This window comes from Paracoccus sp. N5, assembly GCF_000371965.1.
Taxonomy (GTDB): Bacteria; Pseudomonadota; Alphaproteobacteria; order Rhodobacterales; family Rhodobacteraceae; genus Paracoccus.
This window is the reverse complement of record NZ_AQUO01000002.1, coordinates 185,498-212,049: the sequence shown is the minus strand read 5'-3', so window position 1 is coordinate 212,049 and position 26,552 is coordinate 185,498. Positions and strand designations below refer to the sequence as shown.

General features: G+C 66.8%; 25 protein-coding genes. 19 read left to right on the top strand and 6 right to left on the bottom strand.

Features of this window, described 5'->3' with window-relative positions:
* Nucleotide 1 precedes the first annotated feature (1 nt).
* The 4 genes from PARN5_RS0115515 to PARN5_RS0115500 are packed head-to-tail and all read right to left on the bottom strand — an operon-like array spanning nt 2 to nt 3,974.
* A complete protein-coding gene (locus PARN5_RS0115515) occupies nt 2-871 on the bottom strand; it encodes a CoA ester lyase (protein ID WP_018000686.1) in 870 nt (289 codons plus the stop codon).
* Nucleotides 868-1,320, bottom strand: a complete 453-nt coding sequence (locus tag PARN5_RS0115510) for a MaoC family dehydratase (RefSeq protein ID WP_018000685.1) — start codon at nt 1,318-1,320, stop codon at nt 868-870. The genes PARN5_RS0115515 and PARN5_RS0115510 overlap by 4 nt, the downstream gene beginning before the upstream one ends.
* A gap of 13 nt (nt 1,321-1,333) precedes the next feature.
* Complete coding sequence (locus PARN5_RS0115505; RefSeq protein ID WP_018000684.1) at nt 1,334-2,527, bottom strand: acetyl-CoA acetyltransferase; 1,194 nt, start codon at nt 2,525-2,527, stop codon at nt 1,334-1,336.
* 4 nt (nt 2,528-2,531) lie between these two features.
* Complete coding sequence (locus PARN5_RS0115500; RefSeq protein ID WP_018000683.1) at nt 2,532-3,974, bottom strand: hydroxymethylglutaryl-CoA synthase family protein; 1,443 nt, start codon at nt 3,972-3,974, stop codon at nt 2,532-2,534.
* A 161-nt stretch (nt 3,975-4,135) separates the two neighbouring features.
* On the opposite strand from PARN5_RS0115500, the gene PARN5_RS22330 reads away from it, so the two are divergent.
* From PARN5_RS22330 to PARN5_RS0115455, 9 genes are all read left to right on the top strand, one after another.
* Nucleotides 4,136-5,143, top strand: a complete 1,008-nt coding sequence (locus PARN5_RS22330) for a phosphotransferase family protein (RefSeq protein ID WP_018000682.1) — start codon at nt 4,136-4,138, stop codon at nt 5,141-5,143.
* Between the two features lie 10 nt (nt 5,144-5,153).
* A complete protein-coding gene (locus PARN5_RS0115490; protein ID WP_036744977.1) occupies nt 5,154-6,047 on the top strand; it encodes a MaoC family dehydratase in 894 nt (297 codons plus the stop codon).
* Nucleotides 6,048-6,096: 49 nt separating this feature from the next.
* Nucleotides 6,097-7,245, top strand: coding sequence for an acyl-CoA dehydrogenase family protein (locus PARN5_RS0115485; RefSeq protein ID WP_017999987.1), 1,149 nt, complete (start codon nt 6,097-6,099; stop codon nt 7,243-7,245).
* Nucleotides 7,242-8,294 carry an enoyl-CoA hydratase/isomerase family protein gene (locus PARN5_RS0115480; protein WP_017999986.1) on the top strand — a complete coding sequence of 351 codons (1,053 nt, stop codon included), beginning with the start codon at nt 7,242-7,244 and terminating at the stop codon, nt 8,292-8,294. The genes PARN5_RS0115485 and PARN5_RS0115480 overlap by 4 nt, the downstream gene beginning before the upstream one ends.
* Nucleotides 8,291-9,169, top strand: coding sequence for a 3-hydroxyisobutyrate dehydrogenase (mmsB, locus tag PARN5_RS0115475; protein WP_018000680.1), 879 nt, complete (start codon nt 8,291-8,293; stop codon nt 9,167-9,169). Before PARN5_RS0115480 ends, mmsB begins: the two co-directional genes overlap by 4 nt.
* Nucleotides 9,162-9,932, top strand: coding sequence for an enoyl-CoA hydratase-related protein (locus PARN5_RS0115470; RefSeq protein ID WP_018000679.1), 771 nt, complete (start codon nt 9,162-9,164; stop codon nt 9,930-9,932). Before mmsB ends, PARN5_RS0115470 begins: the two co-directional genes overlap by 8 nt.
* 216 nt (nt 9,933-10,148) lie before the next feature.
* Nucleotides 10,149-11,321, top strand: coding sequence for a DcaP family trimeric outer membrane transporter (locus PARN5_RS0115465; protein ID WP_346420687.1), 1,173 nt, complete (start codon nt 10,149-10,151; stop codon nt 11,319-11,321).
* Nucleotides 11,322-11,465: 144 nt separating this feature from the next.
* Nucleotides 11,466-12,437 (top strand): hypothetical protein, encoded by a 972-nt coding sequence (locus PARN5_RS0115460; protein WP_018000677.1) that lies wholly within the window; start codon nt 11,466-11,468, stop codon nt 12,435-12,437.
* An 18-nt stretch (nt 12,438-12,455) separates the two neighbouring features.
* Nucleotides 12,456-13,079 carry a hypothetical protein gene (locus tag PARN5_RS0115455; RefSeq protein ID WP_157404050.1) on the top strand — a complete coding sequence of 208 codons (624 nt, stop codon included), beginning with the start codon at nt 12,456-12,458 and terminating at the stop codon, nt 13,077-13,079.
* Between the two features lie 22 nt (nt 13,080-13,101).
* Here the strand turns inward: PARN5_RS0115455 and PARN5_RS0115450 are convergent, their stop codons facing one another.
* Both PARN5_RS0115450 and PARN5_RS22325 read right to left on the bottom strand, forming a co-directional pair.
* Nucleotides 13,102-13,863 carry an enoyl-CoA hydratase-related protein gene (locus PARN5_RS0115450; RefSeq protein ID WP_018000675.1) on the bottom strand — a complete coding sequence of 254 codons (762 nt, stop codon included), beginning with the start codon at nt 13,861-13,863 and terminating at the stop codon, nt 13,102-13,104.
* Between the two features lie 66 nt (nt 13,864-13,929).
* Nucleotides 13,930-14,463 (bottom strand): MarR family transcriptional regulator, encoded by a 534-nt coding sequence (locus PARN5_RS22325; RefSeq protein WP_018000674.1) that lies wholly within the window; start codon nt 14,461-14,463, stop codon nt 13,930-13,932.
* A gap of 219 nt (nt 14,464-14,682) precedes the next feature.
* On the opposite strand from PARN5_RS22325, the gene PARN5_RS0115440 reads away from it, so the two are divergent.
* The 10 genes from PARN5_RS0115440 (at nt 14,683) to PARN5_RS0115395 (ending at nt 26,535) form a co-directional block, all read left to right on the top strand.
* The gene (locus tag PARN5_RS0115440) at nt 14,683-15,831 is read left to right on the top strand and encodes an acyl-CoA dehydrogenase family protein (RefSeq protein WP_018000673.1); all 1,149 of its coding nucleotides are present in this window, start codon (nt 14,683-14,685) and stop codon (nt 15,829-15,831) included.
* A gap of 100 nt (nt 15,832-15,931) precedes the next feature.
* The gene (locus PARN5_RS0115435; RefSeq protein ID WP_018000672.1) at nt 15,932-17,077 is read left to right on the top strand and encodes an acyl-CoA dehydrogenase family protein; all 1,146 of its coding nucleotides are present in this window, start codon (nt 15,932-15,934) and stop codon (nt 17,075-17,077) included.
* A 117-nt stretch (nt 17,078-17,194) separates the two neighbouring features.
* Entirely contained in the window at nt 17,195-18,070 is an 876-nt protein-coding gene (locus tag PARN5_RS0115430) for a MaoC/PaaZ C-terminal domain-containing protein (protein WP_018000671.1), read from the top strand.
* A gap of 153 nt (nt 18,071-18,223) precedes the next feature.
* Nucleotides 18,224-19,405, top strand: coding sequence for an ABC transporter substrate-binding protein (locus PARN5_RS0115425; protein ID WP_018000670.1), 1,182 nt, complete (start codon nt 18,224-18,226; stop codon nt 19,403-19,405).
* A 208-nt stretch (nt 19,406-19,613) separates the two neighbouring features.
* Nucleotides 19,614-20,114 carry a TRAP transporter small permease gene (locus PARN5_RS22320; protein ID WP_018000669.1) on the top strand — a complete coding sequence of 167 codons (501 nt, stop codon included), beginning with the start codon at nt 19,614-19,616 and terminating at the stop codon, nt 20,112-20,114.
* Nucleotides 20,115-20,136: 22 nt separating this feature from the next.
* Nucleotides 20,137-21,429 carry a TRAP transporter large permease gene (locus PARN5_RS0115415; RefSeq protein ID WP_018000668.1) on the top strand — a complete coding sequence of 431 codons (1,293 nt, stop codon included), beginning with the start codon at nt 20,137-20,139 and terminating at the stop codon, nt 21,427-21,429.
* A 243-nt stretch (nt 21,430-21,672) separates the two neighbouring features.
* Entirely contained in the window at nt 21,673-23,265 is a 1,593-nt protein-coding gene (locus PARN5_RS0115410) for a long-chain fatty acid--CoA ligase (RefSeq protein ID WP_051071032.1), read from the top strand.
* Nucleotides 23,255-24,043, top strand: a complete 789-nt coding sequence (locus PARN5_RS0115405; RefSeq protein WP_018000666.1) for an enoyl-CoA hydratase/isomerase family protein — start codon at nt 23,255-23,257, stop codon at nt 24,041-24,043. Before PARN5_RS0115410 ends, PARN5_RS0115405 begins: the two co-directional genes overlap by 11 nt.
* 69 nt (nt 24,044-24,112) lie before the next feature.
* Entirely contained in the window at nt 24,113-25,264 is a 1,152-nt protein-coding gene (locus PARN5_RS0115400; RefSeq protein ID WP_018000665.1) for an acyl-CoA dehydrogenase family protein, read from the top strand.
* 71 nt (nt 25,265-25,335) lie between these two features.
* Nucleotides 25,336-26,535, top strand: coding sequence for an ABC transporter substrate-binding protein (locus PARN5_RS0115395; RefSeq protein ID WP_026155479.1), 1,200 nt, complete (start codon nt 25,336-25,338; stop codon nt 26,533-26,535).
* Nucleotides 26,536-26,552 lie beyond the last annotated feature (17 nt).

The following is a 26,552-nucleotide window of genomic DNA, read 5'->3' as shown; positions in this document are numbered from 1 at the left end:
GTTATCCTTCCTGCACACTGGCGAGGGTGCGCCGCGCCTGCTTCAGATGGGGGATGTCGTACATCTTGCCGTCGATGCCGATCGTGCCGAGGCCGGGATCGGCATCGAACGCGGCCACGATGCGGGCGGCCAGCGCCAGATCCGCATCCGAGGGGGCAAAGGCGCGGTTGATCGGGTCGACCTGGGCCGGGTGGATGGCGAGCCGGCCGGCGAAACCGTCGCGACGCGAAATCCCGCAGGCTTCGGTCAGCCCGGCTTCATTGCGGAAATCGGCATAGAGCGTGTCCAGCGCCGGCACTTCGGCCGCCGCTGCCGCCATCAGGCACAGGCTGCGCGCCAGCTGATAGGGCTGCGACCAGTCGCCGTCGGCGCCCTTGTTCGAGGTCGCGCCGACGACCGCCGACAGATCCTCGGCGCCCCAGGTCAGGGCCGCGAGCCGCGGATGCGCCGGCGCATAGGAGCCGAGGTTGAACATCGCCGGGCCCGTCTCGGTCGCCACGACGATGATGCGGATCGCCCCGGCCGGCAGGCCGGCGCGGGCCTCCAGCGCGTCGAGGTAATGGCCCACTTGCGCGACATCCTGCCCGCCATTGGCCTTGGGCAGGATGATCCCCGCCAGCCCCGGCCGGACCACCGTCGCCAGATCGGCCAGCGTCAGCCCGGTATCGAGCGCGTTGACCCGGATCCACAGCGCGGGCCCGTCCAGCCCCTCGTCCAGCCAGCCCGCCACCATGGCGCGGGCGGCATCCTTGTTGGGCAGGGCCACGCTGTCCTCGAGGTCGAGGATCAGCCCGTCGGCCGCGGTCTCGCGCGCCTTGCGGTATTTCTTCTCGCTGTCGGCGGGAACGAAAAGCAGCGATGTCAGCCTCATGACGGGCGCTTCATCATCAGGGCAAGGCGCCTGCATTCGCAGACCACCTCGTCGCGCTGGTTCAGGCCGCGATGCAGGAAGGTGACGATGCCCTGCGTCGGGCGCGACTTCGATTCCCGCTTGGCGATCACCTCGGTCTCGGCGCGGATGGTGTCGCCGGCGAAGACCGGCCTGGGGAACTTGACTTCCTCCCAGCCCAGATTGCCGACCGTGGTGCCCAGCGTGGTGTCGCCGACCGACAGGCCCACCACCAGCCCCAGCGTGAAGACGCTGTTGACCAGCGGTTTGCCGAACTCGGTCGTCTTGCAATATTCGTGGTCGATATGGATCGCCGCCGGGTTCATGGTCATCGTCGAGAACTGCATGTTGTCCCAGTCGGTGACCGTGCGGCGCACGTCATGGCGGATGACGTGGCCGACCTCGAGCTCTTCGTAATACTTGCCTGCCATGTGCTTTCCCTTGTTATTCCAGCCGGCCCAGCACCGACACCGCCGCGACCGAGTTCGACGGCTGGCCGCCCAGATTGTGCGTCAGGCCAAAGTCGATATTCGCAAGCTGGCGCGCGCCGGCGCGGCCCTTCAGCTGGGTATAGACCTCATAGGCCATGCGCAGGCCCGAAGCCCCGACCGGATGGCCGAAGCATTTCAGCCCGCCGTCGACCTGGCTCGGCAGCCGGCCGGTGGCGTCGAAGGCGCCATCCAGCACGTCGAACACGGCCCGGCCGTCCTGCGACAGGCCCAGATCCTCCATCGTCACCAGTTCGGTGATCGAGAAGCAGTCATGGACTTCGGTCAGGCCCAGATCGGCGGGGGTGATGCCGGCCTCGTCATAGGCGCGGCCGGCGGCGATGCGGGTGTTGCGGACGTAAGAGCCGTCCCATTCGCCATATTGCATCTCCCAGCCGTTCGAGGCGCAGACCTGCACCGACTTGACCGAGACCAGCGCGTCCTTCGAAAGGCTGCGGGCGATTTCGGGCGTGCAGATGATCGCGGCCGCCGCGCCGTCCGACACGCCGCAGCAATCGTAAAGCCCCAGCGGATCGGCGACCATCGGCGCGTTCAGGATCGTCTCCATCGTGACCGCCTTGCGCAGGTGGGCCTTTTCGGCATGGACGCCGTTCTGGTGCGACTTCCACGACACATGCGCCATCGCCCGCTTCAGGTCGGCCGCGTCGATGCCGTGGCGCGCCGCATAGGCGCCGGCCAGTTGCGCGAAGGTGCCCGGCGCCGAGCCATAGGGCATCCACAGGTCGTTGACCGAGCCCTTGGTGCGGATCGGCAATCCGCCGAAGCCGGTATCCTTCAGCTTCTCGACCCCCAGCGCCAGGGCGATGTCCACCGCGCCCGAGGCGACGGCATAGGTCGCGGCCCGCAGCGCCTCGGTCCCGGTCGCGCACATATTCTCGACCCGGGTGACCGGCATCGGCGGCAGCCGCAGCGCCGTGGCCAGGGGAATGGCCGAGTTGCCGACGTTCACGTCGTCCAGGGCCGAGCCGAGCCAGGCCGCGCCGATCTGGTCGCGCGCGATGCCGGCATCGGCCAGCGCCTCCTCGAAGGCTTCGGCCATCAGCATGTCCGAGCTCATGTCCCAGCGCTCGCCAAAGCGGGTGCAGCCCATGCCGAGGATGACGGCCTTGTCGCGGATACCTTGTGCCATGGCGTTACTCCTTTGCTGCAAGCTGCGGACGCGCCAGGGGCGCAGCCTTCCAGAAATAGCTGCGGAACTGCCGCTGCCGGTCGATGGCCTTGATGCGGAAGCGCATCCGCAAGGGGGCGCCGACCTGCTGCGCCTTGCCCTCGACGTCGCAATGCTCCATCACCACGCGCGCCCCGTTCTCGAACTGCACCAGGCCGAAATAGAAGGGCGGATCGGGGGTGAAATTCAGCCGATCCGCGGTGATCGAGACCACGCGGGCCGGTTCGTCGCGCAGGATGACATCCTCATAGACGCCGGGCTCGGCCAGCGCCGGGTTGACCGGCATCGGCGTCTTGGGGAACTGCACGTTGCCGCCTTGATCGCGACCGCCGACGAAGCCGTGCATGTCGCGCCCGTGGCGGGCCAGGACGCTGGCGGAAACCTTCTGGTTCACCTCGGCACGCGGGCCCCAGTCCAGATCGATGCCGCCGGTCAGGGACAGCAGGCGGGAATAGCTGGTCAGCGGCACACCTTCGTCCAGCGCCTGGTGCGCCGGGCGATTGCGGGTCTTGGCGGTCACCTCGAACACCAGCACGTCGCAGCCGTTGCCGCAGCCCGCCAGCAGCACGATCTGGCCCGGCTCGGCCTGCTCCAGCGCCAACGCGAGCCCGAAAAGCGGCGCGGCGGTGCCCAGTTCGCCAGCCTCGGGGGCCAGCCGGTCGATGACGTTCGGCGCCGTCATGCCAAGCTTGCGCGCCGCCGCGGCATAAAGCCCCGACACGGCCTCGGGCACCACGGCCAGCGCGACATCCTCGCCGCGCAACCCCGCCTCGGCCAGCGCGGCCTGCGCGGCAGGGATCAGCGCCTCGGATACCATGGAATCGCGCGAGAAACGCTCCTCGGCGGCATAGGGCAAGCCGCGCGCAGCCGAGGTATAGCTGTCGAGCAGGTCCAGGTTGACCCGGCCCGCCCCCAGCAGGCGCGCCAAGCCCGGACCGTCGCCAACGACCGCCGCCGCGGCGCCGTCGCCCCAGGACAGATGCGCCGCGCTGCCGGGCTGGGTCAGGCGCTTTTCCCCCGCAGCGATCAGTTCGGTCCCCGGCGCGCCGCGCAATGCGCGCAGCAGCGCAGAGACGGCCGACCGGCGGCAGTTGGCCAGGTCGGCCGTCTCTGCATCGCGGGCGATGTTCAGCGCATCAGCCATGATCACCGCCTGCGAGCGGTCGGAAAAGGCCGAGGAGGTCGAGGCGAACACCACCCTCGCGATCGCGCCCTGCGCCTGCGAAAGCGCCTCGCGCGCCGCCTCGACCGCCTGGGTCAAGGCGTCCTCGTCCCAGCCCGCGACCGCGCGGCGGCCCTTGCCGTTCCCGCCCAGGCCCGACCAGGCCAGTTCGGCACGCGCCGCCTTCCGCTCGAATCGCAGCAGTGGCAGGTAAGCGCCGGTGCTTTGGATAGATCTGTTCGCCATGCCTTTTCCTCCCGTGCAATGCAAATATGCACTAATGCATACGATACGCAAGCATAACATTTATCTTGAACTATGTTCTTTGCATTATAATATGCCAGCAGTCAAAGTAACATGCCGGCCCGGCCCGGGCATGCGCGCAAACCTGCAGACAGGACGACGACATGGAGTGGAGTTGGACCGAAGCCGACACGGATCGGCTGATCTCCTGGCTCAAGGCCCGGGGACTGGCGCCGCAAGGCGGCCGGCCAGAGGTGCGGATCATCGGCGAGGGGCATTCCAACATAACCTCGCTGGTCGATCTGGGCGATTTGCGGTTGATCGTGCGCCACCAGCCAGTGATTCGCGCCAATGCGCCGGATGTGCTGCGCGAGGCGCGCCATATCGCCAAGCTCAACACCGCGGGCGTCCTGGCGCCCCGGATCCTGGCGATGGCCGCGGCGGGCGAGGCGCTGGACGTGCCGCTCTATGTGATGGAGCATGTGCCGGGCATCGTGATCTCGGGCGACCTGCCCGAGCCGTTGCGGCAGGATCCCCGCGGCATGGCCCATGCGATGATCGACGCGCTGGCCGATCTGCATGGCATCGACGCCGCCCGGATCACCGCGCGCCCGCTGGACGAGCCCGAGGCCAACCGCCAGCACTTCGCCATGCTGCGCGGCCTGATTGCCGATCTTGCCGGCCACGAAGGCGAGGCCCTGCGCGCCATGGCCGGGCGCCTGGAGGAAAGCGTTCCCGACGCGGTCCGGCAATGCGTGGTTCACAGCGATTTCCGGCTGGGCAACCTGATGTGGGCGGCCGGGCTTCCGCCCCGGCTGGCGACGGTGCTGGACTGGGAACTCAGCACCATCGGCGACCCGCGGCTGGACCTGGGCTATTTCATGATCGCCTATCCCGCGCCGGGGATCGCGCGCACGCCGTTGCAGGATCTTGGCCGGGCGCTCTATCAGGCGGAATTCCCGGCGATCTCGGATCTGCTGTCCCGCTACGGCGAGCGCACGGGCCGGGCACTGGCCGATCTGGACTGGTTCGCCGCCTTCGTGGCTTGGAAGACCGCGGTATTCTACGTGCTGTCGCGCCAGCGCGGCGAGGACAGCTATTACGACGACGATGCGCATTGCCGCGCCTTCCTGGACGCCGCCGCCGATTACCTGGCCCGCCGGGGCAAGTGACGAGAGAAGAATGGATATTGAAGTATTGCGCCGCTTCCGGTTCGACGAGACCCGGCAAAGCTATTCGACCAAGGACAGCATCCTCTACGCCCTCGGCATCGGCTTCGGCAGCGACCCGCTGAGCCAGGACGAACTGCGCTTTACCTATGAGGAGGATCTGCGCGCCGTTCCCTCGATGGTCAATATCCTGGCGCATCCGGGCATGTGGGTGAAGCGCCCGGAACTGCGGCTGGGCTGGCAGAAGCTGCTGCATGCCGAGCAGCGTTTCGACATCCTGCACCCCCTGCCGCCCGAAGGCGAGGTCAGCGCGAAGTATCGCGTCACCGGCGTCGTGGACGGCGGCGCGGCAAAGGGCGCATGGCTCTATTTGCGCAAGACCTTGACCGATGCCGAAGGCCGGCCCGCCGCCCGCGTCAGCTCGACCTACATGCTGCGCGGCGATGGCGGATGCGGCATGTTCGGCGCGCCCGAGCCGCCGCTGGCGCCCATGTCAGCGCGCGCCCCGGATCACGTCCTGAGCCACGCCACCCTGCCGCAGCAGGCGCTGCTCTATCGGCTCAGCGGCGACCTGAACCCGCTGCATGCCAGCCCCGAACTGGCGCGGCAGGCCGGTTTCGATCGGCCGATCCTGCACGGGCTATGCACCATGGGCATTGCCTGCCGGGCGCTGATCTCCGTGCTTTGCCCCGGCGCGCCCGAACGGCTGCGGCATATGTCTCTGCGCTTCTCGAGCCCGGTCTATCCCGGCGAAACCATCCAGACCGAGATCTTCGATCTTGGCGGCGGCGAGATTCGCTTCCGGTCGCGGGTGGCCGAGCGCGAGGTGATCGTGCTGGATCGCGGCCGGGTCGAGCTGGCGCCGGCAATGGCGACGGCGCCCAACGAAATGGAGACTTCGCGCTAAGGCGAGCGCTCGCCCGCCGGCCGGGAAACACAACGATACGGGGGACATCATGGATTTCGGATTGACGGATGAGCAGGGGGCGATTTTTGGGCTGGCTCGGGATTTCGGCGCGGCCGAGATCGCGCCCAACGCCCGCGCCTGGGAGGAAGCCGGCACCATGCCGCGCGAGCTGTGGCGGCTGGCGGCCGAGTTGGGCTTCGGCGGGGTCTATGTCGGCGAGGACCAGGGCGGCACCGGGCTGTCGCGCCTCGACGCCACGCTGGTCTTCGAGGCGCTGGCCATGGCCTGCCCCTCGGTCGGCTCGTTCCTGTCGATCCACAATATGTGCGGCGGCATGATCGACAAGTTCGGCACCCCCGCGAACCGCGCCCGCTGGCTGCCGCGCCTGTGCAGCATGGAGACGGTGTTCTCCTATTGCCTGACCGAGCCGGGCTCGGGCTCGGACGCCGCCGCGCTGCGCACCCGCGCCGAGCGGGTGCCGGGCGGCTGGAAGCTGAACGGAACCAAGGCCTTCATCTCGGGCGGCGGCTATTCCGACGCCTATCTGGTCATGGTCCGCACCGGCGAAGCCGGCCCCAGGGGCATCTCGACCGTGGTGGTCGAGGCCGGCACGCCGGGCCTGTCCTTCGGCGCGCCCGAGCACAAGATGGGCTGGAAGGCGCAGCCGACCGCCCAGGTGCAGTTCGACGATTGCGTCATCCCCGAGGAGAACCTGATCGGCGAGGAGGGCCGCGGCTTTGCCTATGCCATGGCGGGCCTGGACGGCGGGCGGCTGAACATCTCGGCCGGGGCGCTGGGCGGCGCGCAGGCGGCGCTGGAGGCGACGCTGCGCTACATGGGCGAGCGGCGCGCCTTCGGCCAGACGCTGGACCAGTTCCAGGCGCTGCAGTTCCGCCTGGCCGAGATGGAGACGGCGCTGCAATCTTCGCGCATCTTCCTGCGCCAGGCGGCCTGGAAGCTGGACCGGGCCGAGCCGGATGCCAGCAAGTTCTGCGCCATGGCCAAGCTGCATGTCACCGACCGCGCCTTCGAGGTGGCGAACCAGTGCCTGCAACTGCATGGCGGCTATGGCTATCTGGCCGATTACGGCATCGAGAAGATCGTGCGCGACCTGCGCGTGCACCAGATCCTGGAAGGCACCAACGAGATCATGCGGCTGATCGTCGGCCGCGCCCTGCTGGCGGAGCGAGACCGATGACCGAGAGGCCCGAAGCCGAGATGCCCGGATCCGAGATGCCCGGATCCGAGATGATCGCCCGCAAGGACCGCCGCGCCGGACGGCTGACCTTCAACCGGCCGCAGGCGCTGAACGCGCTGAGCCACGAGATGGTGCGGGTGATCGACGCGGCGCTGCGCGCCTGGCGGGACGATCCCGAGGTGGCGCTGGTCATCATCGACGCCGCGGGCGAGCGCGCCTTCTGCGCGGGCGGCGACATCGCCGCGGTCTATCGCGCCGGGCTGGCGGGCGACCACCGGGTCGGGCGCGCGTTCTTCCGCGACGAATATGTCATGAACGCCCGCATCGCCGGCTATCCCAAGCCCGTGGTGGCCTTCATGCAGGGCTTCGTCATGGGCGGCGGCGTCGGCGTCGGCGGCCATGCCAGCCACCGCATCGTCGGCGAGACCACCCAGGTCGCCATGCCCGAGACCGGCATCGGCATGATCCCGGACGTCGGCGGCAGCTGGCTGCTGGCCCATGCCCCCGGGCGCTGCGGCGAATACCTGGGCCTGACCGGCGCCCGCATGGGGCCGGGCGACGCGATCTTCGCCGGCTTCGCCGACAGTTTCGTCCCCGAGGCGGACTGGCCGGCGCTGAAGGACCGGCTGGCCGAGACCGGCGACGTGGCGGCGATCGAGGGCCACCCCCGCCCCGAGGCGCCGCTCGGGGATCGCGACCTGTCGGCTTTCGGCGCCGCCTCGGTGGCCGAGATCCTGGCCGCGCTGCAGGCCGCGGGCGACGACGCGGCGCTGAAGGTGCTGGGCCGCAACTCGCCCCTGTCGCTGGCGGCGACGCTGGCGCTGGTCAGGGCGGCGCGCGGCGACCGCGACATCCGCGAGAGCCTGTCGCGCGAGCTGCGCTTCACTGCCCGCGCCACGGCGGAAGGCGATTTCCTGGAAGGGGTGCGGGCGCAGATCATCGACAAGGACCGCAACCCGCGCTGGTCGGCCGATGCCGGTCCGGCGCATGTCGCGGCCATGCTGGCGCCGCTGGGCGAGGGCGAATTGAACTGGGAGGACAGCGAATGAAGATCGGATTCATCGGGTTGGGCAACATGGGCGGGCCGATGGCCGCCAATCTGGCCAGGGCCGGGCACGCGGTCGCGGGCTTCGACCTAGCCGCGCCGATGCCCGAGGGCGTCGCCAGGGCGGCGACGGCGGCCGAGGCGGCCCAGGGCGCCGAGGTGGTCATCACCATGCTGCCGAACGGCGCCATCCTGCGCAGCGTCGCCGAGGAGATCGTTCCGGCCATGGCGCCGGGCGCGGTCTTCTGCGATTGCTCGACGGTCGACGTGGAAAGCGCGCGCGCCGTGGCGGCGCAGGCGCAGGCGGCGGGGCTGGGTGCGCTGGACGCCCCGGTCTCGGGCGGCATCGGTGGTGCTGCGGCCGGCACGCTGACCTTCATGGTCGGCGGTTCGGACGCGGCCTTCGACAAGGTGAAGCCGCTCTTCGAGATCATGGGCCAGAAGGCGGTGCATTGCGGCGTCTCGGGCGCGGGCCAGGCGGCGAAGATCTGCAACAACATGATCCTGGGCGTGACCATGATCGCCACCTGCGAGGCCTTCGCCCTGGCCGACAAGCTGGGGCTGGACCGGCAAAAGATGTTCGACGTGGTCTCGACCTCCTCGGGCTACAGCTGGTCGATGAACGCCTATTGCCCGGCGCCGGGCGTGGGCCCGCAATCGCCCGCCGACAACGGCTACAAGCCGGGCTTCGCCGCCGAACTGATGCTGAAGGACCTGCGCCTGTCGCAGCAGGCCGCGGGCTCGGCCGATGCCGATACGCCGATGGGGGAACTCGCCACCGCGCTCTATGCCCGATTCGTCGAAGACGAGGACGGAAAGGGAAAGGACTTCTCCGCAATGCTCCCGAGATTCGAGAAAAGGGGGAAAGCCCATGGCTGACCTGGTCGAGGTTTCCCGCGACGGGAACGTGGCGCTGATCCGCCTGAACCGCCCGAAGCAGCTAAACGCGCTGAACCGCGCCCTGGCGCAAGAGCTGATCGCGGCGGCCGAGGAACTGGACCGCGACCGTAATATCGGCTGCCTTGTGGTCACGGGGTCCGAGCGCGCCTTTGCCGCCGGGGCCGATATTGCCGAAATGGCCGGAAAATCCGCGGCCGAGATGAGCGAACTGGACTATTTCGGCGAATGGAGCCGTTTTGCCGATCTGCGCCTGCCCAAGATCGCCGCCGTGAACGGCTATGCGCTTGGCGGCGGCTGCGAGCTGATGATGATGTGCGACTTCGCCATTGCCGGGGAAGGCGCGAAATTCGGCCAGCCCGAGATCAAGCTGGGCGTGATCGCGGGAATCGGCGGCACGCAGCGCATGACCCGGCTGATCGGGCGGGCGCGGGCGATGGACATGCATCTGACCGGGCGCAACATGGATGCGGCCGAGGCACTGGCGGCCGGGCTGGTCGCCCGGGTCGTCCCCGACGACCAGGTCCTGCCCACGGCGATGGAAGCCGCGCGGCAGATCGCTTCCTATTCGCGCCCGGCCGCGCGGCTGGCGCGCGAGGCGGTGCGCCGCGCCGAGGAAGGCCCGCTGTCCGAGGGGCTGCTTTACGAACGCCGCCTGTTCCACGCCCTGTTCGGCACCCCCGACCAGGTCGAGGGCATGGCCGCCTTCCTGGAAAAGCGTCCGGCGGCGTTTCGCCGGAACTGACCCGCCCTCCGGGCGTGCGTGACCGCGGCGGGGGCCCTCTTCCCGTCGCGGGTTCTGCTGCCGGCCTGCCATCCCCAGATTCAAATGCGATAGTTGCTTTTATGCAAGCATATCGTTAGTATGTAATATAAATCGCTTGGTTACTATGTTTGCTGCATGTAATCTCCAATTTGTGCGCCGAGACGGAGCACACCACATACTCTGGGAGGAGAAAACATGCTCGGTAATTACCGATCCCCCGCCGCGGTCGCGGTGGGCCTGGCTGCGGCATGCTTGTCGATGGCGGCAAGCGCAGAAGCGGAAACCCTGACGCAACTCGAGGCCCGCATCGCCGCGCTGGAAGCCAAAGAGCAAGAGCCGGTGCAGATCACCAATCGCTACGGCATGCAGCTGAGCTTCTATGGCAAGGTCAAGGTCGACGCCGTCATGGACAACAATTACGGGCTTGGCCCGTCGTCCGGCGGGATCGCCCTTGTCACCGACAGCACCCCGGAGAACAGCGACCAGCAGATCCACGGCTATCAGACGCTGTTCGGCTTCCGCGCCGAACAGGACACCGAATACGGAAAACTGCGCTTCAACATCGAAGGCGACTTCTTCGGCGGCGGTGGCGGCACGGTGCGCCTGCGTCATGCCTATGGCCAGATCGGCGGCTGGACCATCGGCCAGACCTGGTCGACCTTCTCGATCCTGAACGAGTCGCCGGCGGTCTGGGACTTCAACGGCACCGCAGGTCCGGCGAACTTCCGCGTTCCGCTGATTCGCTACTCGTCGGATTTCGGCACCGGCACCCATATCGATGCCTCGATCGAGGAAGATTACCAAAGCTGGGGCGACCGGCCGGCCGCCGCCTTTGCGATCAGCCAGAAATTCGACAGGGGCAGCCTGCGCTTCGCCTATATCAATCGCGAGCTTCGCAGCGCCCAAGGCACTGTCGACGGCTGGGGCGCGAATATCGGCGCGACCTTCAAGCCCTGGGAAAACGGGCTGATCCAGGCCAGCTATACCCGCGGCGAAGGCATTTCCTCGATCATGGGCTTCAGCGGCTATGCCGGCCAGCAAGCCGGTCCGACCGGCGGCAGGACCTTCTATGATGTCGATGCGGACGGGAATGCGGTCGAGATGGACGGCTATCTTGTCGGCATCAGCCACAAGATCCAGCCCAACCTGTCGGTGCTGGCAGCCTATGGCGCGCAAAGCTATGATCCGTTCGCCGGCGCCTTGGCGACCGATACGAAAAAGCTGGAATCGGTTCACGTCGGCGGAAAATACAACCTGCTGGATAATATCGCCCTGGGCGGAGAGGTGATCTGGGAGAAGCGCACGCAGTTCGACCGGCAGACGGTGGACAACACCCGGCTGCACCTGAGCGCGACCTTCGAGTTCTGAAGGACAGGGGCGGCGAGCCAGGGCACGGCTCGCCGCCGAACCGCAGGGTTCGATACGCAAAGCGGTTGAACCGATGCATATCATATGCTAGCAAACCATAAACGGCCGGAAGCCACTCCGGCCGTCTTGGCATAGGGGCTTCGCATGACCGGAACCAATTACCTGCATCGCCTCGATCCCGCTCTTGCGGGCCTGGTTCGCGCCGAGGACGATCTGCGCCACCGGCCTGCTCCGGGCGGCCAGATGCGTGATTCGCTGTTCTGGCAGGTCAGCATGGCCGAGGAGCGGATCTGTCTTCAGATCTATGTCTTCGCGACCGATGACGGGAATGCCGGCTGCAACATATGCCTTTGGGGCGCCGACATCGAGCCGGCCGTGGTCGATTTCCATTCCGGCAGCATTCCCGACGACTGCGACTTCTCGACCATCAGCCTGGGCGGGCTGTCGGTCCAGCAGGACCTCACGGCCCAGCGTTCGACGCTGTCCTATGCCGGCGCGCGGCTGAAGCTCGACTTCAGCTTCAGCGCATTGCACGAGGCCTTCAGCTATCATGCCAATGCGGATGGCCTGCCGGCATGGATGGCGGCGAACCGCATCGAGCAAAGCGGAATCCTGCAAGGCTGGCTCGAAATCGACGGCAGGCACGTGTCCTTGGACGGCCGGATCGGCCATCGCGACCATTCCTGGGGCCTGCGCGAATGGGCCATGCCGCAGCACTGGAAATGGCTGGCCGCCTATACGCCGGACGGATCGATCGCCATGAACGGCTGGATCTGGATCGCGGGCGGTGAACGCGGCGTGGCGGGCTATGTGGCGCGGGACGGCAAGGTCAGCCCGATCACCGCGATCCGCGACCATGCCGAATACGATGCCGAGATGATGCAGCAATCCGCCAGCATGAGCATCGACTATGGCGCCGCGCAGCCGCTCGAACTGAAATTGAACACGTTCTCGGCCATCCGCTTCCCGAGTTCCAAGCGGAATCCGGTCACGATTACCGAAGCGGGCTGCGCCGCGACCCTGGATGGCATTGCCGGATCGGCACAGTTCGAGACCCATTGGCCGACCCCCTATCTGGATTATCTGCGCCAGCGCAAGCAGGGGGCGCAGGGCTGACCCGCGATGGATTTCGCCTTGCATGACGAACAGCATGCGGTTGCCGACCTGATCCAGGATCTGGCCGCCTGCGTGGAAAAGGCAAGCGACGATGCGGAAGGCCTGGAGCATCTGCTGGACGAGGCGGCGGCGCTGGGGCTTCTGCCGGTTCCAGACACCATTCCCCTGCCCTGGCTGGACCTGTTCCTGTTCATCGAGGCGGCCGCCGGCCAAAGCCCTCGGCTTGCGCGATTGCTGGTCCGAAGCGAGTTCCTGAACCGGCTGGGCTCACAGGATTGCTGCCAGCCGCTGAAGATCCTGCTCCGCTCTGCGATCCTGCTTGGCCGGGCCGGCGCCGCGCTGGCGACATGCTGTTCGGATGCGGCGGTCGCGCGGCGCAACGCGGCGAGCGCCGGCATCGGCGCTGGACCAGCCGAACTGGAGCTTTTCGAGGCACGGCTTCATGCCGCCCGGCTGCTTCTGCGCGAGGCCGCCTGGTGCATCGACAAGGGCGATGCGACTGGCGTGCCGCGCCTGGCCCGGGCGGAAACCAACCTGCGCATCACACTGGGCGAAATCATCGGGGCCGCGAAACGCCGGGAATGGCGCTATCCGCTCGTCGCTCATCTCCAGGCGCTGGTCGCCGCGGAAGGCCTGGACTGACGACCCCCAGCTGGTCCCAAACCTATCCCCTGCCCCGCAAGGCGGCGATCCTGGCCTGGATTTCGGCGGCCGTCACTTCGGAATTCACCGCTATCGCCGTGGCGCGTTCCAGGGCCAAGGCCTCCTCGAAGGGCAGCGCCGAGCCTTGCTGCAGCAAGGCCTTGTAGGCTTCGGCCCCGCCCTTGGGCGCCGCCAAGCTCTGCCGCGCCAGGTCCAGGGCCGTGGGCAAAAGCGCATCGGCCGGCACGAGATGGTTGACCAGTCCCCAGTCGAGCGCCTCCTGATCGGACAGGAACCGCGCGGTCAGCGCCATTTCCATCGCCCGTGCCGGGCCGATGCGGCGGGCGAGCCGAACGGAACCGCCCCAGCCCGGCAGCAGGCCGACCCGGCTGTGCGTATCGGCGAAGCGCGATCCCCGCGCTGCGACCAGCAGGTCGCAGGCCAGCGCCAGTTCAAGCCCGCCGGTCACGCAAAGGCCATTGATGGCCCCGATCACCGGCCCTGAAAAACCCCGCAGGGCTGCCACCGGGTCATGGACCCAGGCACCCGCCGCGGCGGCTCCAGCGCTGTCCCACTCCGAAACCTCCAGCCCGGCCGAAAAGGCCCGGCCGCTCCCGGTCAGGATCAGGACGCGAACCGCCGGGTCCGCCTCGAGCCGGGCCACCTCGGCGATGAGCGCCCTGCGCAGGGAAACCGACAGCGTATTGAGCCGTTCGGGCCGGTTCAGGCGCAGAATGGCCCAGCCCTCCGCGGAAATTTCCGTCAAAAGCGCCGAGTCGGACATGACACCCCCATTTTTCATGCAAGAGCATCATATGCATGCGAACCAGATATGCAAGGCTGGGCGCGCCTAGAGATCGTCCTCCGTCATCTCATCCTCTCCGCCATTGCTCCCATGCAGTTCCTGCATGATATTGGTCTTCATCTTCGCCAGGACCTCTTCCGCCAGATGGATGGATTCCTGCGGGATATCCTTCAGGATCATGGCGTTGAGTTCTTGACTGACGCTTTGCATCTGCCGCAGCGTGGCACGCCCCGCCTCTGTCACGACCACTCTTTTCGCGCGACGGTCGTTCGGGCACGGCATGCGACGCACGAACCCACCCGCCTCCAGCCGGTCGATCAGGCCGCCGACCGTGACCTTGCCGACATCTAGGACATTGGCCAGCTCGGTCTGCAACATGCCCTGCTCGCCCAAGGTCTTTTCCGACCGGCCAAGCTGCGCCAGCACCCACCATTGCGAGCGCGTCACGCCCAAGGGCTTCATCTTCTGGTCGAACAAGGTGCGTCGCAAGCGCGAAACATCATGCACGAAGTAGCCGATCCGAAGATCGTTCGTGGCGCGCCCGGTCTTGTCCGCGACCGCCGCCTTCTTGCCGCTCATGGCAATCCTTTCGTTCATGCAAATGCTCCGTTTCCTGTCGCCGGAGGATAACCGGCGTTTTCCTGCGCGCGATAATACTCAAGCATATGTTGAGTGACCAGTTCCAATAGACATACGGTTTACAATATGGTCAGCATGCATAATGTCATGAAACGTCTAATTCTGTCTGGCTTCGGGCGCGATGCGGCCGGATCACGACTTCAAGGGGGGATTCTGGAAATGCTATTCTCGGAAGAACAGGACGCCGTCCGCGACATGGCCATGCGCTTCGCGCGCGAAGTGCTGCAGCCAGGCTATCTGGCCCGCGAACAGCGCGGCGCGCTGGACCGGGACCTGATCCGCGAGCTGGGCAAGCTGGGCTTTCTGGGCACCGACCTGCCCGAGGATCTTGGCGGGCTCGGCGCCGATTCGATCATGGTCGGGCTGGTGGCCGAGGCCTTGGGCTATGGCGATTTCTCGATCAGCCAAGTGCCGGTGAACGTCTCGTTGAATGCCGCGATCCTGCGGCGCCACGCGCCGCGCCCCATCGTCGAGGAATGGGTGCCGCAGATGGTGCGCGGCGAGAAGATCATGTCGATCTGCCTGACCGAGCCGCGCGGCGGTTCGGATGCCGCCAATATCCAGCTGCGCGCCCGCAAGCGCGGTTCGGATTATGTGCTGACCGGCGAAAAGACATCGATCACCTTTGCAACCGAGGCCGACATCCACCTGGTCTTTGCCCGCACCGGCCCGGCCGACAGCGGAGCGCGCGGGATCTCGGCCTTCTTCATCCCGGAGGGGGTGGCGGGCATCGCCACGACCGGCTTTGACGACGTGGGGTGCCGACAGATCTCGCGCGGCTCGGTGTTCTTCGAGGATGTCGTCGTGCCGGCCGAATTCATGCTGGGCGACGAGGGGGGCGGCTTTTCGCAAGTCATGCAGGGCTTCGACTATTCCCGCGCCCTGATCGCGCTGGAATGCTGCGGCGCCGCCCAGGCCTCGCTGGACGAGGCCTGGGCCTATGCCCGGACGCGCGAGGCTTTCGGCCGGCCGATCGGCCAGTTCCAGAACGTCTCGGGGCCGCTGGCCGACCATGACACCCAGGTCGCGGCGGCGCGGCAACTCGCCTGGCATACCCTGCAACTGCGCGAGGCCGGCAGGGACCACACTGCCGAAGCCGCCATGTGCAAGTGGCTGGGCCCAAAGGTCGCCTTCGATGCCATCCATCAGGCCCTGCTGACCGAGGGGCATTATGGCTATGTCACCGACAGCGCGCATCAGCAGCGCATGCGCGACGTGCTGGGCCTGCAGATCGGCGATGGTACGGCGGGGGTGATGAAGCAGATCATCGCCCGCAGCCGCATCGGCCGCGCCGCGATCCAGTATTGACGCCGCGTCCTTCGAGGCGTCGGGGTGAAATACCCCTTTACCGTGGCCAGACATATGGTATGCAATATTACTATATTGAGGAGACCAGAGGGTGGAGCCGATGCTGTCCAATCGCGCGATCTATGACGACGAACACCAGCAGTTGCGGGACACCGTCCGCCGCTTCATCGCGGCCGAGGTTGCCCCCAATTTCGCCGGCTGGGAAGAAACCGGCATTGTCTCGCGGGAATTCTGGACCAGGGCCGGCCAGGCCGGCCTGCTCTGCCCGACCGTCCCCGAGGAATATGGCGGCATCGGCGCCGATTTCCGCATGAACATGGTCGTTTGCGAGGAAATGGCCTATTCCGGTTTCGCCGGTCCGGCTGCGGACATCTCGGTCCATTCCGATGTCTGCCTGGGCTACCTGATCAAGCACGGCACGCACGAGCAGAAGGCCCGCTGGCTGCCCGGCATGGTGGACGGCTCGGTCGTCTGCGCCATCGCCATGACCGAACCGGGCACCGGCTCGGACCTGCAAGGCGTGCGGACCACCGCAGTCCGCGACGGCGACGATTATGTCATCAACGGGCAAAAGACCTTCATCTCGAACGGCCAGCATTGCGACATCGTGATCGCCGTCACCCGCACCAATACCGAACGCGGCTCGGGCTCGATGAGCCTGATCGTCATCGAGACCAACCGCGAGGGCTTCCGCCGCGGCCGCAACCTCGACAAGCTGGGCCAGCTTTCGGCCGACACCTCCGAGATCTATTTCGACGATGTGCGCGTGCCGGTCGGGAACCTGCTCGGGGCCGAAGGCCGCGGCATGAACATCCTGATGTCGGAACTGCCGCAGGAACGCCTGACCATCGGCGTCACGGCCCTGGCAGCGGCACAGCGCGCCTATGACATCACCCTGGCCTATGCATTCGATCGCAAGGCGTTCGGCAAGCCGATCGGTGAATTCCAGGTCAACCGCCACAAGCTGGCGGACATGAAGACCGAGTTGACCATCGGCTGGGCCTTCGCCGACCAGTGCATCGCGCGGCATGTCGATGACCAGCTGAGCGCTTCCGAGGCCTCGATGGCCAAGCTGTGGCTGACCGAGATGCAGGGCCGGATCGTCGATCAGTGCCTGCAGCTGCATGGCGGCTATGGCTTCATGCGCGAATACGACATCTGCCGCATGTATGCCGATGCGCGCATCCACCGCATCTATGGCGGCACCTCCGAGATCATGCGCGAACTGATCTCGCGGGCGCTCTAGCCGACCGGGCCCGCCGCAAAGGCGGGCATCCCGCAATTGACAGAATGATAATTACGGATACGATACGCTTCCGAAACAAATCTTCCCGCCCGCCGCCAACTGTGGAGTGGATGCCGAATGCCGATCCGCTATCCCGACATTCTGGACTATGCCTTTCCAGAAGGGCGGCAGAGCTATGGCTCCAGGGATTGCATCCTTTATGCCCTCGGCACCGGATTCGGCCGCGATCCGCTGGACCCGGACCTGCTGCGTCATGTCTATGAAAAGGATCTGCGGGTCTCGCCCAGCTTCGCTTCGGTCCTGGGCGAGAATACCGATTGGAGCAGCGATCCCCGGCTTGGCCTGACGACAAGCGGATTGCTGCATGGCGAAGAGCATCTGGTCCTGCACCGACCGCTGCCGGTCTCGGGCGAGGTCCGCTGCCACACCCGCTTCAGCGAGGTTTTCGACCTGGGCGCGGAGCGCGGGGCGCTGCTGGTCATGGATCGCCGGATCGAGACAACTGCGGGCGAAGTGCTGGCCGAACTGCGCCGCATCGAATTCGCGCGCGCCGATGGCGGCTTTGGCGGGCCTGCCCCCGGCCGGGGCCGGGTGGACCTGGCGGCCCTGGCGGCCATGCCCGAACGGGAGCCGGACCGGCAGTTCGTCTTCGACATCGACCCGGCCACTCCGCTGATCTATCGGCTGTCGGGCGACCTTGTCGCGATCCATGTCGATCCCGAGGCTGCAAGGCAGGCCGGATTCGACCGTCCGATCCTGCACGGGCTGTCCACCTTCGGCTTTTGCTGCCAGGCGGTGCTGCTGGCGGCGGCGAATGGCGACGGCGCGCGCCTTGCCCGCATCGGCGCCCGCTTCACCGCGCCGGTCTATGGCGGCGACCGCCTGGTCGTCAGCCTGTGGACCGAGGGAGGGCATGTCCGGTTCCAGGCCGACGTGCCCGCCCGGCAGGCCAAGGTGATCCGTGGCGGCTATGCCGCGCTGAGGGAGGGCTGAACCTGGACAACCGGGACATGGGCCTCGGCTGCCAGAATCCCCCGCACCGCCGGGCGCTGCTTGCGGAAGACATACCGGGTGCACCCTTGGCGGAAGCACAGCGCCAAGCGTGGGGAGGTCACGATATCTGATGTTCCAGAGGAGGAGAACGGGATGAAACTTGCAGTTGCCGCCCTGTCGGCGGCGGCGCTTTCGGCGGCAGCCGGGGCGGCCTGGGCGCAGGAGACGGTCAAGATCGGGGCGCTGATGATCGACAGCGGCCCGCTGGCCGCCTTCCATCAATATTCCGTCGCCGGGCTGGAAACAGCGGTGGCCGAGATCAACGAGGCCGGCGGCATCAACGGCCGTCCGGTGGAACTGGTCTCGATGACCTATTCCGGCACGCCCGAGACCGCCCTGCAGACGGCCACGCGCCTGGTCAAGAACGACAAGGTCGCGGCCATCACCGGCATGATCCCCACCGCCGTGGCGCTGGCGATCGCGGGCCGGGCCACCGCGCTGGATACCATCATCATCGACCCGCTCTCGGCGGCGGGCACGCGCTGCAACCAGAACTATTTCCGGGTCAAGGCGTCCAGCGCGATGCTGGGGGCCAGCTACAAGGCGTTCCTGAAGCAAAACCCGGTGGAATCCTGGGACATCATCGCGGGCGACACCACCTCGGGCCACGACAACGCGGATTCCTTTGCCAAGGACGTGCAGGACCTGGGCGGCGAGGTCAGGACGCAGCTTTTCACCCCGGTGCCCAGCGCCGATTTCGGCACCTATGTCACGCAGCTGAACCAGGAACCGGCCAAGGGGCTGCTGGCGATCGTCTATGGCGCGGATGGCGTGACCTTCGCCAAGCAGCAGCAGCAATTCGGCCTGCTGGACAAATACGAGGTCGTGCTGGGCAACAACTTCGCCATTCCGGCCGTGCTGCCGGCGATGGGTGAGGCTGCGCTCGGCGTCATCCAGAACGTCACCTATATCCCGCAGGTCGAGAGCGAGAAGCCGCGCAAGTTCGCCGACGCTTTTGCGAAAATCGCGGGGCACGAGCCGGACGATGTGGCGTTCGATATGTATACCTCGATGATCGCGCTCTCGCAGGCGATGAACAAGGCCGGCACAGAAGACGCCTCGGCGGTGTCCAAGGCGCTGGAAGGCCTGGTGATCGAAAGCCCGGTCGGCCCGCTGGAGATGCGGGCGCAGGACCACCAGCTGACCCGCCCCTATATCTTTGCCGAGGTGGTGGCGGGCAGCCCCGACAGCGGCAAAGCGGTGGATTACAAGGTCAGGACCATCATCCCGGCCGAGGACTACATGCCGCCGCCCTCGCCGGAGTGCAAGATGTGAACCCAACGCCCCTGCGGAAACGCGGGGGCGTTCCTTTTCACGGCAGGCCCTACGCGCAAGTGCGGCCCGTGCCGCCGTCATCCGCCGGATGGAAATATCTTGACGGACTCGTTGTGCTTGCTGACAATATGCTTAATAATTTCCTTGCCCATGAAAGGCGGGGAATCCGATTCCCCCTCGCGGCGGGATCGCGATCAAGGGGGGTAGAATGCGCTTTTTCCAAGGGGCCGTCACCACGGCCGCGGCCGTGCTGGTCTTTGCGTTGATGCTGCTGACGCTGTTCGACGTGATCGGGCGCAATATCCTGAACCAGCCCATTCGCGGCGCGACCGAACTGACCGAGATCGGGCTGGCCACCCTCAGCTTCCTGCTGTTTCCCATCGTCGCGATACAGCAGCGCCATATCGTCGCCGATATCGCCGACGTCTTCCAGAGCCGGGTTCTCGATGCGCTGCAACTGGTGCTGACGGCGGGGCTGGGTTGCGGGTTTTTCGGGCTGATCGCCTGGCGGATGTGGCTGATGGCGGGACGCTCGGCGCGCTATCACGACGTGACGGCCAGCCTGGGGATCGGGATTGCGCCGGTGCTCTACCTGGTCGCTGTGCTGGCGGGCTTCGGTGCGCTCTGCTTCCTGGCGCCGCTCCGCAACCTGCCGGGCGTGCTGCGGGCGCAACCCAAGGCACCGAAACCCGAAAACAGCATTCTCTGAAGATCAAGGAGCGGATAGGTCCATGTTGCTTGCCGGTATCGGTTTCGTCGTCTCGCTGCTGCTGATCTTCCTGCGGGTGCCCATCGCCATCGCCCTGGGCGTCACCGGCTATGTCGGCTTCGGCTATATCGTCGGCTGGAACCAGGCGGGCGCCATGCTGGCGCTGATGGCGCGGGAAAGCACCATGTCCTATGGGCTGGTGGTCATTCCGCTGTTCATCCTGATGGGCAATTTCGTCGCCGGGGCCGGGATTTCCGGCGACCTGTATCGCGCCGCGCAGGCTTGGTTCGGGCACCGGCGCGGCGGGCTGGCGACGGCCACGGTGATGTCCTGCGGCGGTTTCGCGGCCGTCTGCGGCTCCAGCGTGGCGACGGTGGTCACCATAGGCAAGGTGGCGCTGCCCTCGATGCGGAAATACCATTACGCCGACGGGCTGAGCACCGCCTCGGTCGCGGCGGGGGCGACGCTGGGCATCATCATCCCGCCCTCGATCATGCTGGTGATCTACGGCATCCTGACGGAAACCCATATCGGCATGCTTTACGTCGCGGGCTTCGTTCCCGGCATGCTGGGAATGCTGGGCTATGTGCTGGCGGTGCGCTGGACGGTCTGGCGGCGGCCTGAAAGCGCACCCGTGGCCGAACGTGCCGAGCGAAGCGAGAGAATCCTGTCCCTCAAGCGGATCTGGTCGATCTGCGCGCTGTTCGTGCTGGTGATCGGCGGAATCTATGGCGGGTTCTTCACCGCGGCCGAGGCATCGGGGATCGGCGCCTTCGGTGCCTTCCTGCTGGCATGGTCGATGGGCCGGCTGAGCTGGAGAACGCTCCACGACATCCTGGTCGATTCGGCGCTGACCTCGGCCATGCTGATCGCAATGCTGATCGGGGCCTCGGTCTTCACCGAATTCCTGAACTATACCGGCGCGCATGACGGTCTGCTGCGCTTCGTCAACGACTCCGGCCTGCCGCCTGTGGGTGTGGTGCTGCTGATCTGCGCGATCTACATCGTGCTGGGCGCGCTGATGGAGGAGCTGTCGATGATCCTGCTGACCGTGCCGCTGTTCTTTCCCATCGTCACCGGGCTGGGCTACGACCCGGTCTGGTTCGGGGTGCTGGTGGTGGTGCTGTGCGAACTGGGGATGATCGCGCCGCCGGTCGGGGTGAACCTGTTCGTGGTCCGCTCGATCGCGCGCGAGGTGCCGCTGACCGCGATCATCAGGGGCGTCGCCCCCTTCGCCACAGCCAACATCATCCGCATCTTCATCCTGGCGATCTTCCCGGCGATCAGCCTGTTTCTGCCACGACTGCTGTTCTGACCGACCGGCAAGGCCCGGCGCGGAAGGCCGGGCCTTGCGGCGCCTTGCTTGCCGCCCGGCTCCGGTGCGTCTTTGACGGTCCCGACATTGCCGGCTTTTTCTGGGACTGGAGCAGAAAAGCCCGCCGCGGGCGTCGTTTCGGTCAACAAAAACCTCCAGCCCCTTCTTTCGGGTGGTCCATGGTCCGCCGGACCTGCGCTTTCCTTCGCCGACGCAAGACGAATGCGCGAAGGAGAATGAGCAGTGGCCGAGGATTGCTTCACCGCAACCGCAATGACCGGGGCGCCGAGCATCACGCATTGGTTCGATCGGCGTTGCCGGGATGCGCAGCCACGCAAGGCCATCACCCATCAGGACCGAACGCTCAGCTATGGCGATCTGAAGGCCAAGGTCGACGGGCTGGCGGGTTATTGGTCCCAGCTTGGCATCGGCAAGGGGGACCGGGTCGGCATCCTGGCCTTCAACTGCCCCGAGGTGCTGATCGCCCTGCTGGCGGCCGCGCGGATCGGGGCGATCTTCGTTCCGGTCAATTTCCGCCTCGCCCCGGCCGAGCTGACCTATGTCATCAATGACGCCGGGATCTCGCAGCTTCTGGTCGGGCCGGAATTCGAGGATGTGATCGAGGCGCTGCGCGACTCGCTGTGCACCGCCGGCTATATCGCGCTGGCCGCAAGCGACGGCGCGATGGCGGATCGCCGTGGCTGGACCAGCTTCGACGAGGCAGTCCGTGCCAGGCCGCAGCCGCCCTTTCCCGTGCTGCCCGACGATCCGGTGACGATCCTCTACACCTCGGGCACGACCGGAAAGCCCAAGGGCGCGATCATCACCCATGGCAATGTCTGGGCCAACAACCTGAACTGGATCCTGGGCTACGGCTGTTCGCTGGACGAGGTGATGCTGACCACCGCGCCGATGTTCCACGCCGGCGGGCTGTTCGCCGAAGTGCTGACCGTGCTGATGATGGGCGGGCATCTGGTCATCCAGTCGCAATTCGACCCCGGCGCCTTCCTGGCCGCCATCGAGGCGCATCGCGTCACCATCACCTTCGGCGTGCCCACCATGCTGCTGGCGCTGACCCGGCATCCCGATTTTGCCAGCGTCGACCTGTCGTCGCTGCGGCTTTATATCGTCGGCGGCGCGCCCTCGCCCGTGCCATTGCTGCGCATCTGCGCCGATCGCAACATTCCCGTGACCCACACCTATGGCATGACCGAGGCGACCTCGCTTCATTCCTTTCTTCGCCCGGCACAGGCGCTGGACAAGATCGGCTCGACCGGCCGGCCGGTGCTGCTGGGGGAAACCCGGCTTGTGGATGCCGAGGGCGGCGTCGTCACCGCCGAAGGCGAGAAGGCCGAGATCGCCCTGCGCGGCCCGCATATGTTCGCCGGATACTGGCAGTTGCCCGAAGCCACCGCCGCGGCCTTCCTGCCCGGCCGCTGGTTCAGGACCGGCGATGTCGGCTATCTCCAGGACGGCTTTCTGTATGTCTGCGACCGGGTCAAGGACATGATCATTTCCGGCGGCGAGAACGTCTACCCGGCCGAGGTCGAAAGCGTTCTGGCCGGCCATCCGGCGATCGCAGAAGCCGCAGTAGTGGGCGCCCCTGACCCCGTTTGGGGGGAAAGCGTCGTCGCGGCGGTCGTGCTGCGACCCGGCGCCAGCCTGGGGCTGGAGGAACTGCGCGCATACTGTCGCCAGATGCTGGCGGGCTACAAGCTGCCCAAGCATCTGCACCTTCTGGAGGCGATGCCGCTCAGCGGCTCCGGCAAGATCCAGAAACAGATCCTGCGCGAGCAGGTCAGACATGCATTCAAGGAGACACAAGATGACCAATGAAGCCACGCGCATCGCGTTCAGCGACGGGATTGCCGAGATCGTGCTGTCGCGCCCGGAGAAGGGCAATCCCTTCGACGCGCTGTTCAACGCCGAGCTTTGCGACCATGCCAGCCGCCTGACCAGCGACCCGGCGGTGCGCGCCATCCTGATCCGGGCCGAGGGCAAGTATTTCAGCGTCGGCGCCGATTTCAAATGGCTGGGCCGCGACCGCGAGGCGCTGCCGCGCCTGTTGAAAGAGGCGACCGCCACGCTGCATTCCGCCATCGTCCGGCTGACCCGCGGCGACGCGCCGGTCATCGTCGCGGTGCACGGGCTCTGCGTCGGCGGCGCGACCGCGCTGACCGCCTCGGCCGATTTCGCGCTGGCGGGCGAAAGCGCCAGTTTCTATGCCGCCTATAACCGCATCGGCTTCGTGGCCGATGGCGCGGGCACGCATTTCATCCCCCGCCGCGTCGGCAGCCGGCGCGCCACCGAGTTCTTCCTGCTGAACGAGACCTGGGACGCCGCCCGCGCCGCCCAGAACGGCCTGATCAACCGCGTCGTGCCCGACGACGCCCTGCTGGACGAGGCGCGCGCCCTGGCCCGCCAGCTGGCCGATGGCCCGACCCGGACCTATGGCGAGATGAAGCGCCTGATGGCGACCTATATGGACCGCTCGATCGAGACGCAGCTCGAGGACGAGGCCCAGGCCATCGCCCGCTGCGCCCGGACGGATGACTGCTGGAACGCCTTGCAGTCGCTGATCGAGCGCAAGCCGATCACCTATCAGGGCCGCTGAGCGGCCGCGACCCGAGACGTGGCGCGGTCTTCCTGGGCCGCGAAACACATTCCTGCAAGGACCGATTGAATGACCGCGACCGAACTGTCCGAACTCTATGACCAGATCCGCGATACCGCCCGCCGCTTCTCGCGCGAGAAGCTGCTGCCCTTCTACATGCAGCGGGAAAAGACCGAAAAGACCGTGGATCGCGCCCTGCTGCGCGAGATGGGGGCGCTGGGGCTGATCGCCCCGGAACTGCCCGAAGAGTTCGGCGGGCTCGGCATCGGCTCGGAGGCCTCGGGCATCATCGTCGAGGAAATGGGCTATGGCGATTTCAACATCGGCTATCTGCCGATCATGGGCTCGCTGATGGGCAAGATCATCGCGGATCATGCGCCCGCCCATGTCGCGGCGGACTGGGTGACCCGCATCGTCGCCGGCGAGGCCATCGTCGCGGTGGCGCTGACCGAGCCGGGCGGCGGCTCGGACGCGGCCAGCCTGACCATGCGGGCGGACAAGGTGGATGGCGGCTGGCTGCTGAACGGCGAGAAAACCTCGTGCTCGACGGGCGACCAGGCCGACGGGATCCTGATCTTTGCCCGCACCGGCACGCGCGAGGAGCGCGCCCATGGCATCAGCGCCTTCCTGCTGGACACCAGCGCCAAGGGCCTGTCCCGGACCCGTTTCGACGATCTGGGCAGCCATATCCTCGGGCGCGGCTCGCTTTATCTCGATGACGTGTTCATTCCCGACGACCACCTGATCGGAGAGCCGGGCAAGGGCTTCACCAAGATCATGCAAGGCTTCGACTATTCCCGCGCGCTGCTGGGGCTGGTCAGCGTCGGCGCCGCCCGTGCCTCGCTGGACGAAACCTGGCGCTATATCCAGGAGCGCCGCGCCTTTGGCCAGCCGCTGTCGGCCTTTCAAGGCGTGACCTTTCCGCTGGCGGAATACGAGGGCCAGATCGAGGCGATCCGCCAGCTGTGCATCCAGACCCTGCGCCTGCGCGACGCCGGCCTGCCCCATACCGCCGAGGCGGCGATGTGCAAGTGGATGGGACCGAAATTCGCCACCGACGCGATCCAGCAATGCCTGCTGACGCATGGTCATTACGGCTGGTCCAAGGACCTGCCCCACCAGCAGCGCATGCGCGACGTGCTGGGCATCCAGATCGGCGACGGCACCGCCCAGATCATGAAGATGGTCATCGCGCGCCAGCGCCTGCGGGAAAACGCCTGAGATTTCCGAATTGCCGCTTCTGCGCGCCCTTGGGCCCGCCGATGCAGATTGAACCAGTGGGAGGAGAAACGATGTCCATGAAGCGAAACCTTGCTGCGGCCGCCCTTGCGCTGCTGGGCCTGGCCATGGGGCCGACCGCCGGCCTTGCCCAGGACAAGATCACCATCGGCGCCGTGCTGATCGACGCAGGCCCGATGGCCGCCTATTACGAGCGCAGCAACAATGCGTTGAAGCTGGCCGTGGACCAGATCAACGCGGGCGGCGGCATCGACGGCCGGCCGCTGGAGCTGAAGATCGCCACCCATGCCGGCACGCCTGAGGCGGCGGTTTCGGCCGCGGTGCGCCTGCGCCAGCAGGACGGTGCCCGCATCATCACCGGCATGACCGGATCGGCGATGGCCATTGCCCTGGCGGCGCGCGCCAAGGTGGCGGATTACGTGCTGTTCGACCCGTTTTCGCAGACCGACATCCTGAACGGCAAGAACTGCCATCGCAATTATTTCCGCGTCTCGACCCCTGACGCGCTGATCAACAACGGCATGGAGGCGGTCGTCGCCGCCTCTCCGGCCTCGCGCTTCGACATCATCGCCTCGGACCATCCGGCCGGGCACGATTCCGCGGCCAGCTTCGCCGCTCTGCTGGAGCGGCACGGCAAGAGCTCGAACCCGCCGATCTTCGTTCCGGCGGGGACGCCCGATATGGGCAGCTTCATCATCCCGATGAAATCCTCGGACGCCGATGGCGCCATGGTCGCGATCTTCGGCACCGATGCGGTCAATTTCGCCGTGCAGCAGCAGGGCTTCGGCCTGTTCGGCAAGTACAAGCAGGTGATCGGCAACGGTTTCGCCACCCCGGCGACGCTGCCCTCGCAGGGCGCGGGCGTCGAGGGCGTGATCCAGCTGCTGGGCTGGACGCCCGAGATAGACACGCCCGAGAACAAGGCATTCGTCCAGGCCTATCGCGATGCCTTCGGCAGCGATCCTGACTATGTCGCCGCCGATCAATACAACGCCATCCAGCTGATCGCCGCCGGCTTGCGCGCCGCCGGCACGGACGAGGCCGGCCCGCTGGTCTCGGCGCTGGAAGGCACGGTTGTCGCGACCACCTTCGGCCCGACCGAGGTCCGCGCCCAGGATCACCAGCTTGTCCGCCCCCTGACCGTCAACGAGGTCGTCAAGAACGGCGACGGCTCGATGGGCTACCGGCTGGAACGGGTGCTGGCGGCCGACGAGGCGATGCCCGCGCCCAGCCCCGACTGCACCCTCAAGTAATCCGAGCGCGGAAAGGA

What these genes read in the sequence shown, in the direction of transcription:
- PARN5_RS0115515 (WP_018000686.1), bottom strand. Translation starts at nt 871, where the DNA reads ATGAGGCTGACATCGCTGCTTTTCGTTCCCGCCGACAGCGAGAAGAAA.
- PARN5_RS0115510 (WP_018000685.1), bottom strand. Translation starts at nt 1,320, where the DNA reads ATGGCAGGCAAGTATTACGAAGAGCTCGAGGTCGGCCACGTCATCCGC.
- PARN5_RS0115505 (WP_018000684.1), bottom strand. Translation starts at nt 2,527, where the DNA reads ATGGCACAAGGTATCCGCGACAAGGCCGTCATCCTCGGCATGGGCTGC.
- PARN5_RS0115500 (WP_018000683.1), bottom strand. Translation starts at nt 3,974, where the DNA reads ATGGCGAACAGATCTATCCAAAGCACCGGCGCTTACCTGCCACTGCTG.
- PARN5_RS22330 (WP_018000682.1), top strand. Translation starts at nt 4,136, where the DNA reads ATGGAGTGGAGTTGGACCGAAGCCGACACGGATCGGCTGATCTCCTGG.
- PARN5_RS0115490 (WP_036744977.1), top strand. Translation starts at nt 5,154, where the DNA reads ATGGATATTGAAGTATTGCGCCGCTTCCGGTTCGACGAGACCCGGCAA.
- PARN5_RS0115485 (WP_017999987.1), top strand. Translation starts at nt 6,097, where the DNA reads ATGGATTTCGGATTGACGGATGAGCAGGGGGCGATTTTTGGGCTGGCT.
- PARN5_RS0115480 (WP_017999986.1), top strand. Translation starts at nt 7,242, where the DNA reads ATGACCGAGAGGCCCGAAGCCGAGATGCCCGGATCCGAGATGCCCGGA.
- mmsB (WP_018000680.1), top strand. Translation starts at nt 8,291, where the DNA reads ATGAAGATCGGATTCATCGGGTTGGGCAACATGGGCGGGCCGATGGCC.
- PARN5_RS0115470 (WP_018000679.1), top strand. Translation starts at nt 9,162, where the DNA reads ATGGCTGACCTGGTCGAGGTTTCCCGCGACGGGAACGTGGCGCTGATC.
- PARN5_RS0115465 (WP_346420687.1), top strand. Translation starts at nt 10,149, where the DNA reads ATGCTCGGTAATTACCGATCCCCCGCCGCGGTCGCGGTGGGCCTGGCT.
- PARN5_RS0115460 (WP_018000677.1), top strand. Translation starts at nt 11,466, where the DNA reads ATGACCGGAACCAATTACCTGCATCGCCTCGATCCCGCTCTTGCGGGC.
- PARN5_RS0115450 (WP_018000675.1), bottom strand. Translation starts at nt 13,863, where the DNA reads ATGTCCGACTCGGCGCTTTTGACGGAAATTTCCGCGGAGGGCTGGGCC.
- PARN5_RS22325 (WP_018000674.1), bottom strand. Translation starts at nt 14,463, where the DNA reads ATGAGCGGCAAGAAGGCGGCGGTCGCGGACAAGACCGGGCGCGCCACG.
- PARN5_RS0115440 (WP_018000673.1), top strand. Translation starts at nt 14,683, where the DNA reads ATGCTATTCTCGGAAGAACAGGACGCCGTCCGCGACATGGCCATGCGC.
- PARN5_RS0115435 (WP_018000672.1), top strand. Translation starts at nt 15,932, where the DNA reads ATGCTGTCCAATCGCGCGATCTATGACGACGAACACCAGCAGTTGCGG.
- PARN5_RS0115430 (WP_018000671.1), top strand. Translation starts at nt 17,195, where the DNA reads ATGCCGATCCGCTATCCCGACATTCTGGACTATGCCTTTCCAGAAGGG.
- PARN5_RS0115425 (WP_018000670.1), top strand. Translation starts at nt 18,224, where the DNA reads ATGAAACTTGCAGTTGCCGCCCTGTCGGCGGCGGCGCTTTCGGCGGCA.
- PARN5_RS22320 (WP_018000669.1), top strand. Translation starts at nt 19,614, where the DNA reads ATGCGCTTTTTCCAAGGGGCCGTCACCACGGCCGCGGCCGTGCTGGTC.
- PARN5_RS0115415 (WP_018000668.1), top strand. Translation starts at nt 20,137, where the DNA reads ATGTTGCTTGCCGGTATCGGTTTCGTCGTCTCGCTGCTGCTGATCTTC.
- PARN5_RS0115405 (WP_018000666.1), top strand. Translation starts at nt 23,255, where the DNA reads ATGACCAATGAAGCCACGCGCATCGCGTTCAGCGACGGGATTGCCGAG.
- PARN5_RS0115400 (WP_018000665.1), top strand. Translation starts at nt 24,113, where the DNA reads ATGACCGCGACCGAACTGTCCGAACTCTATGACCAGATCCGCGATACC.
- PARN5_RS0115395 (WP_026155479.1), top strand. Translation starts at nt 25,336, where the DNA reads ATGTCCATGAAGCGAAACCTTGCTGCGGCCGCCCTTGCGCTGCTGGGC.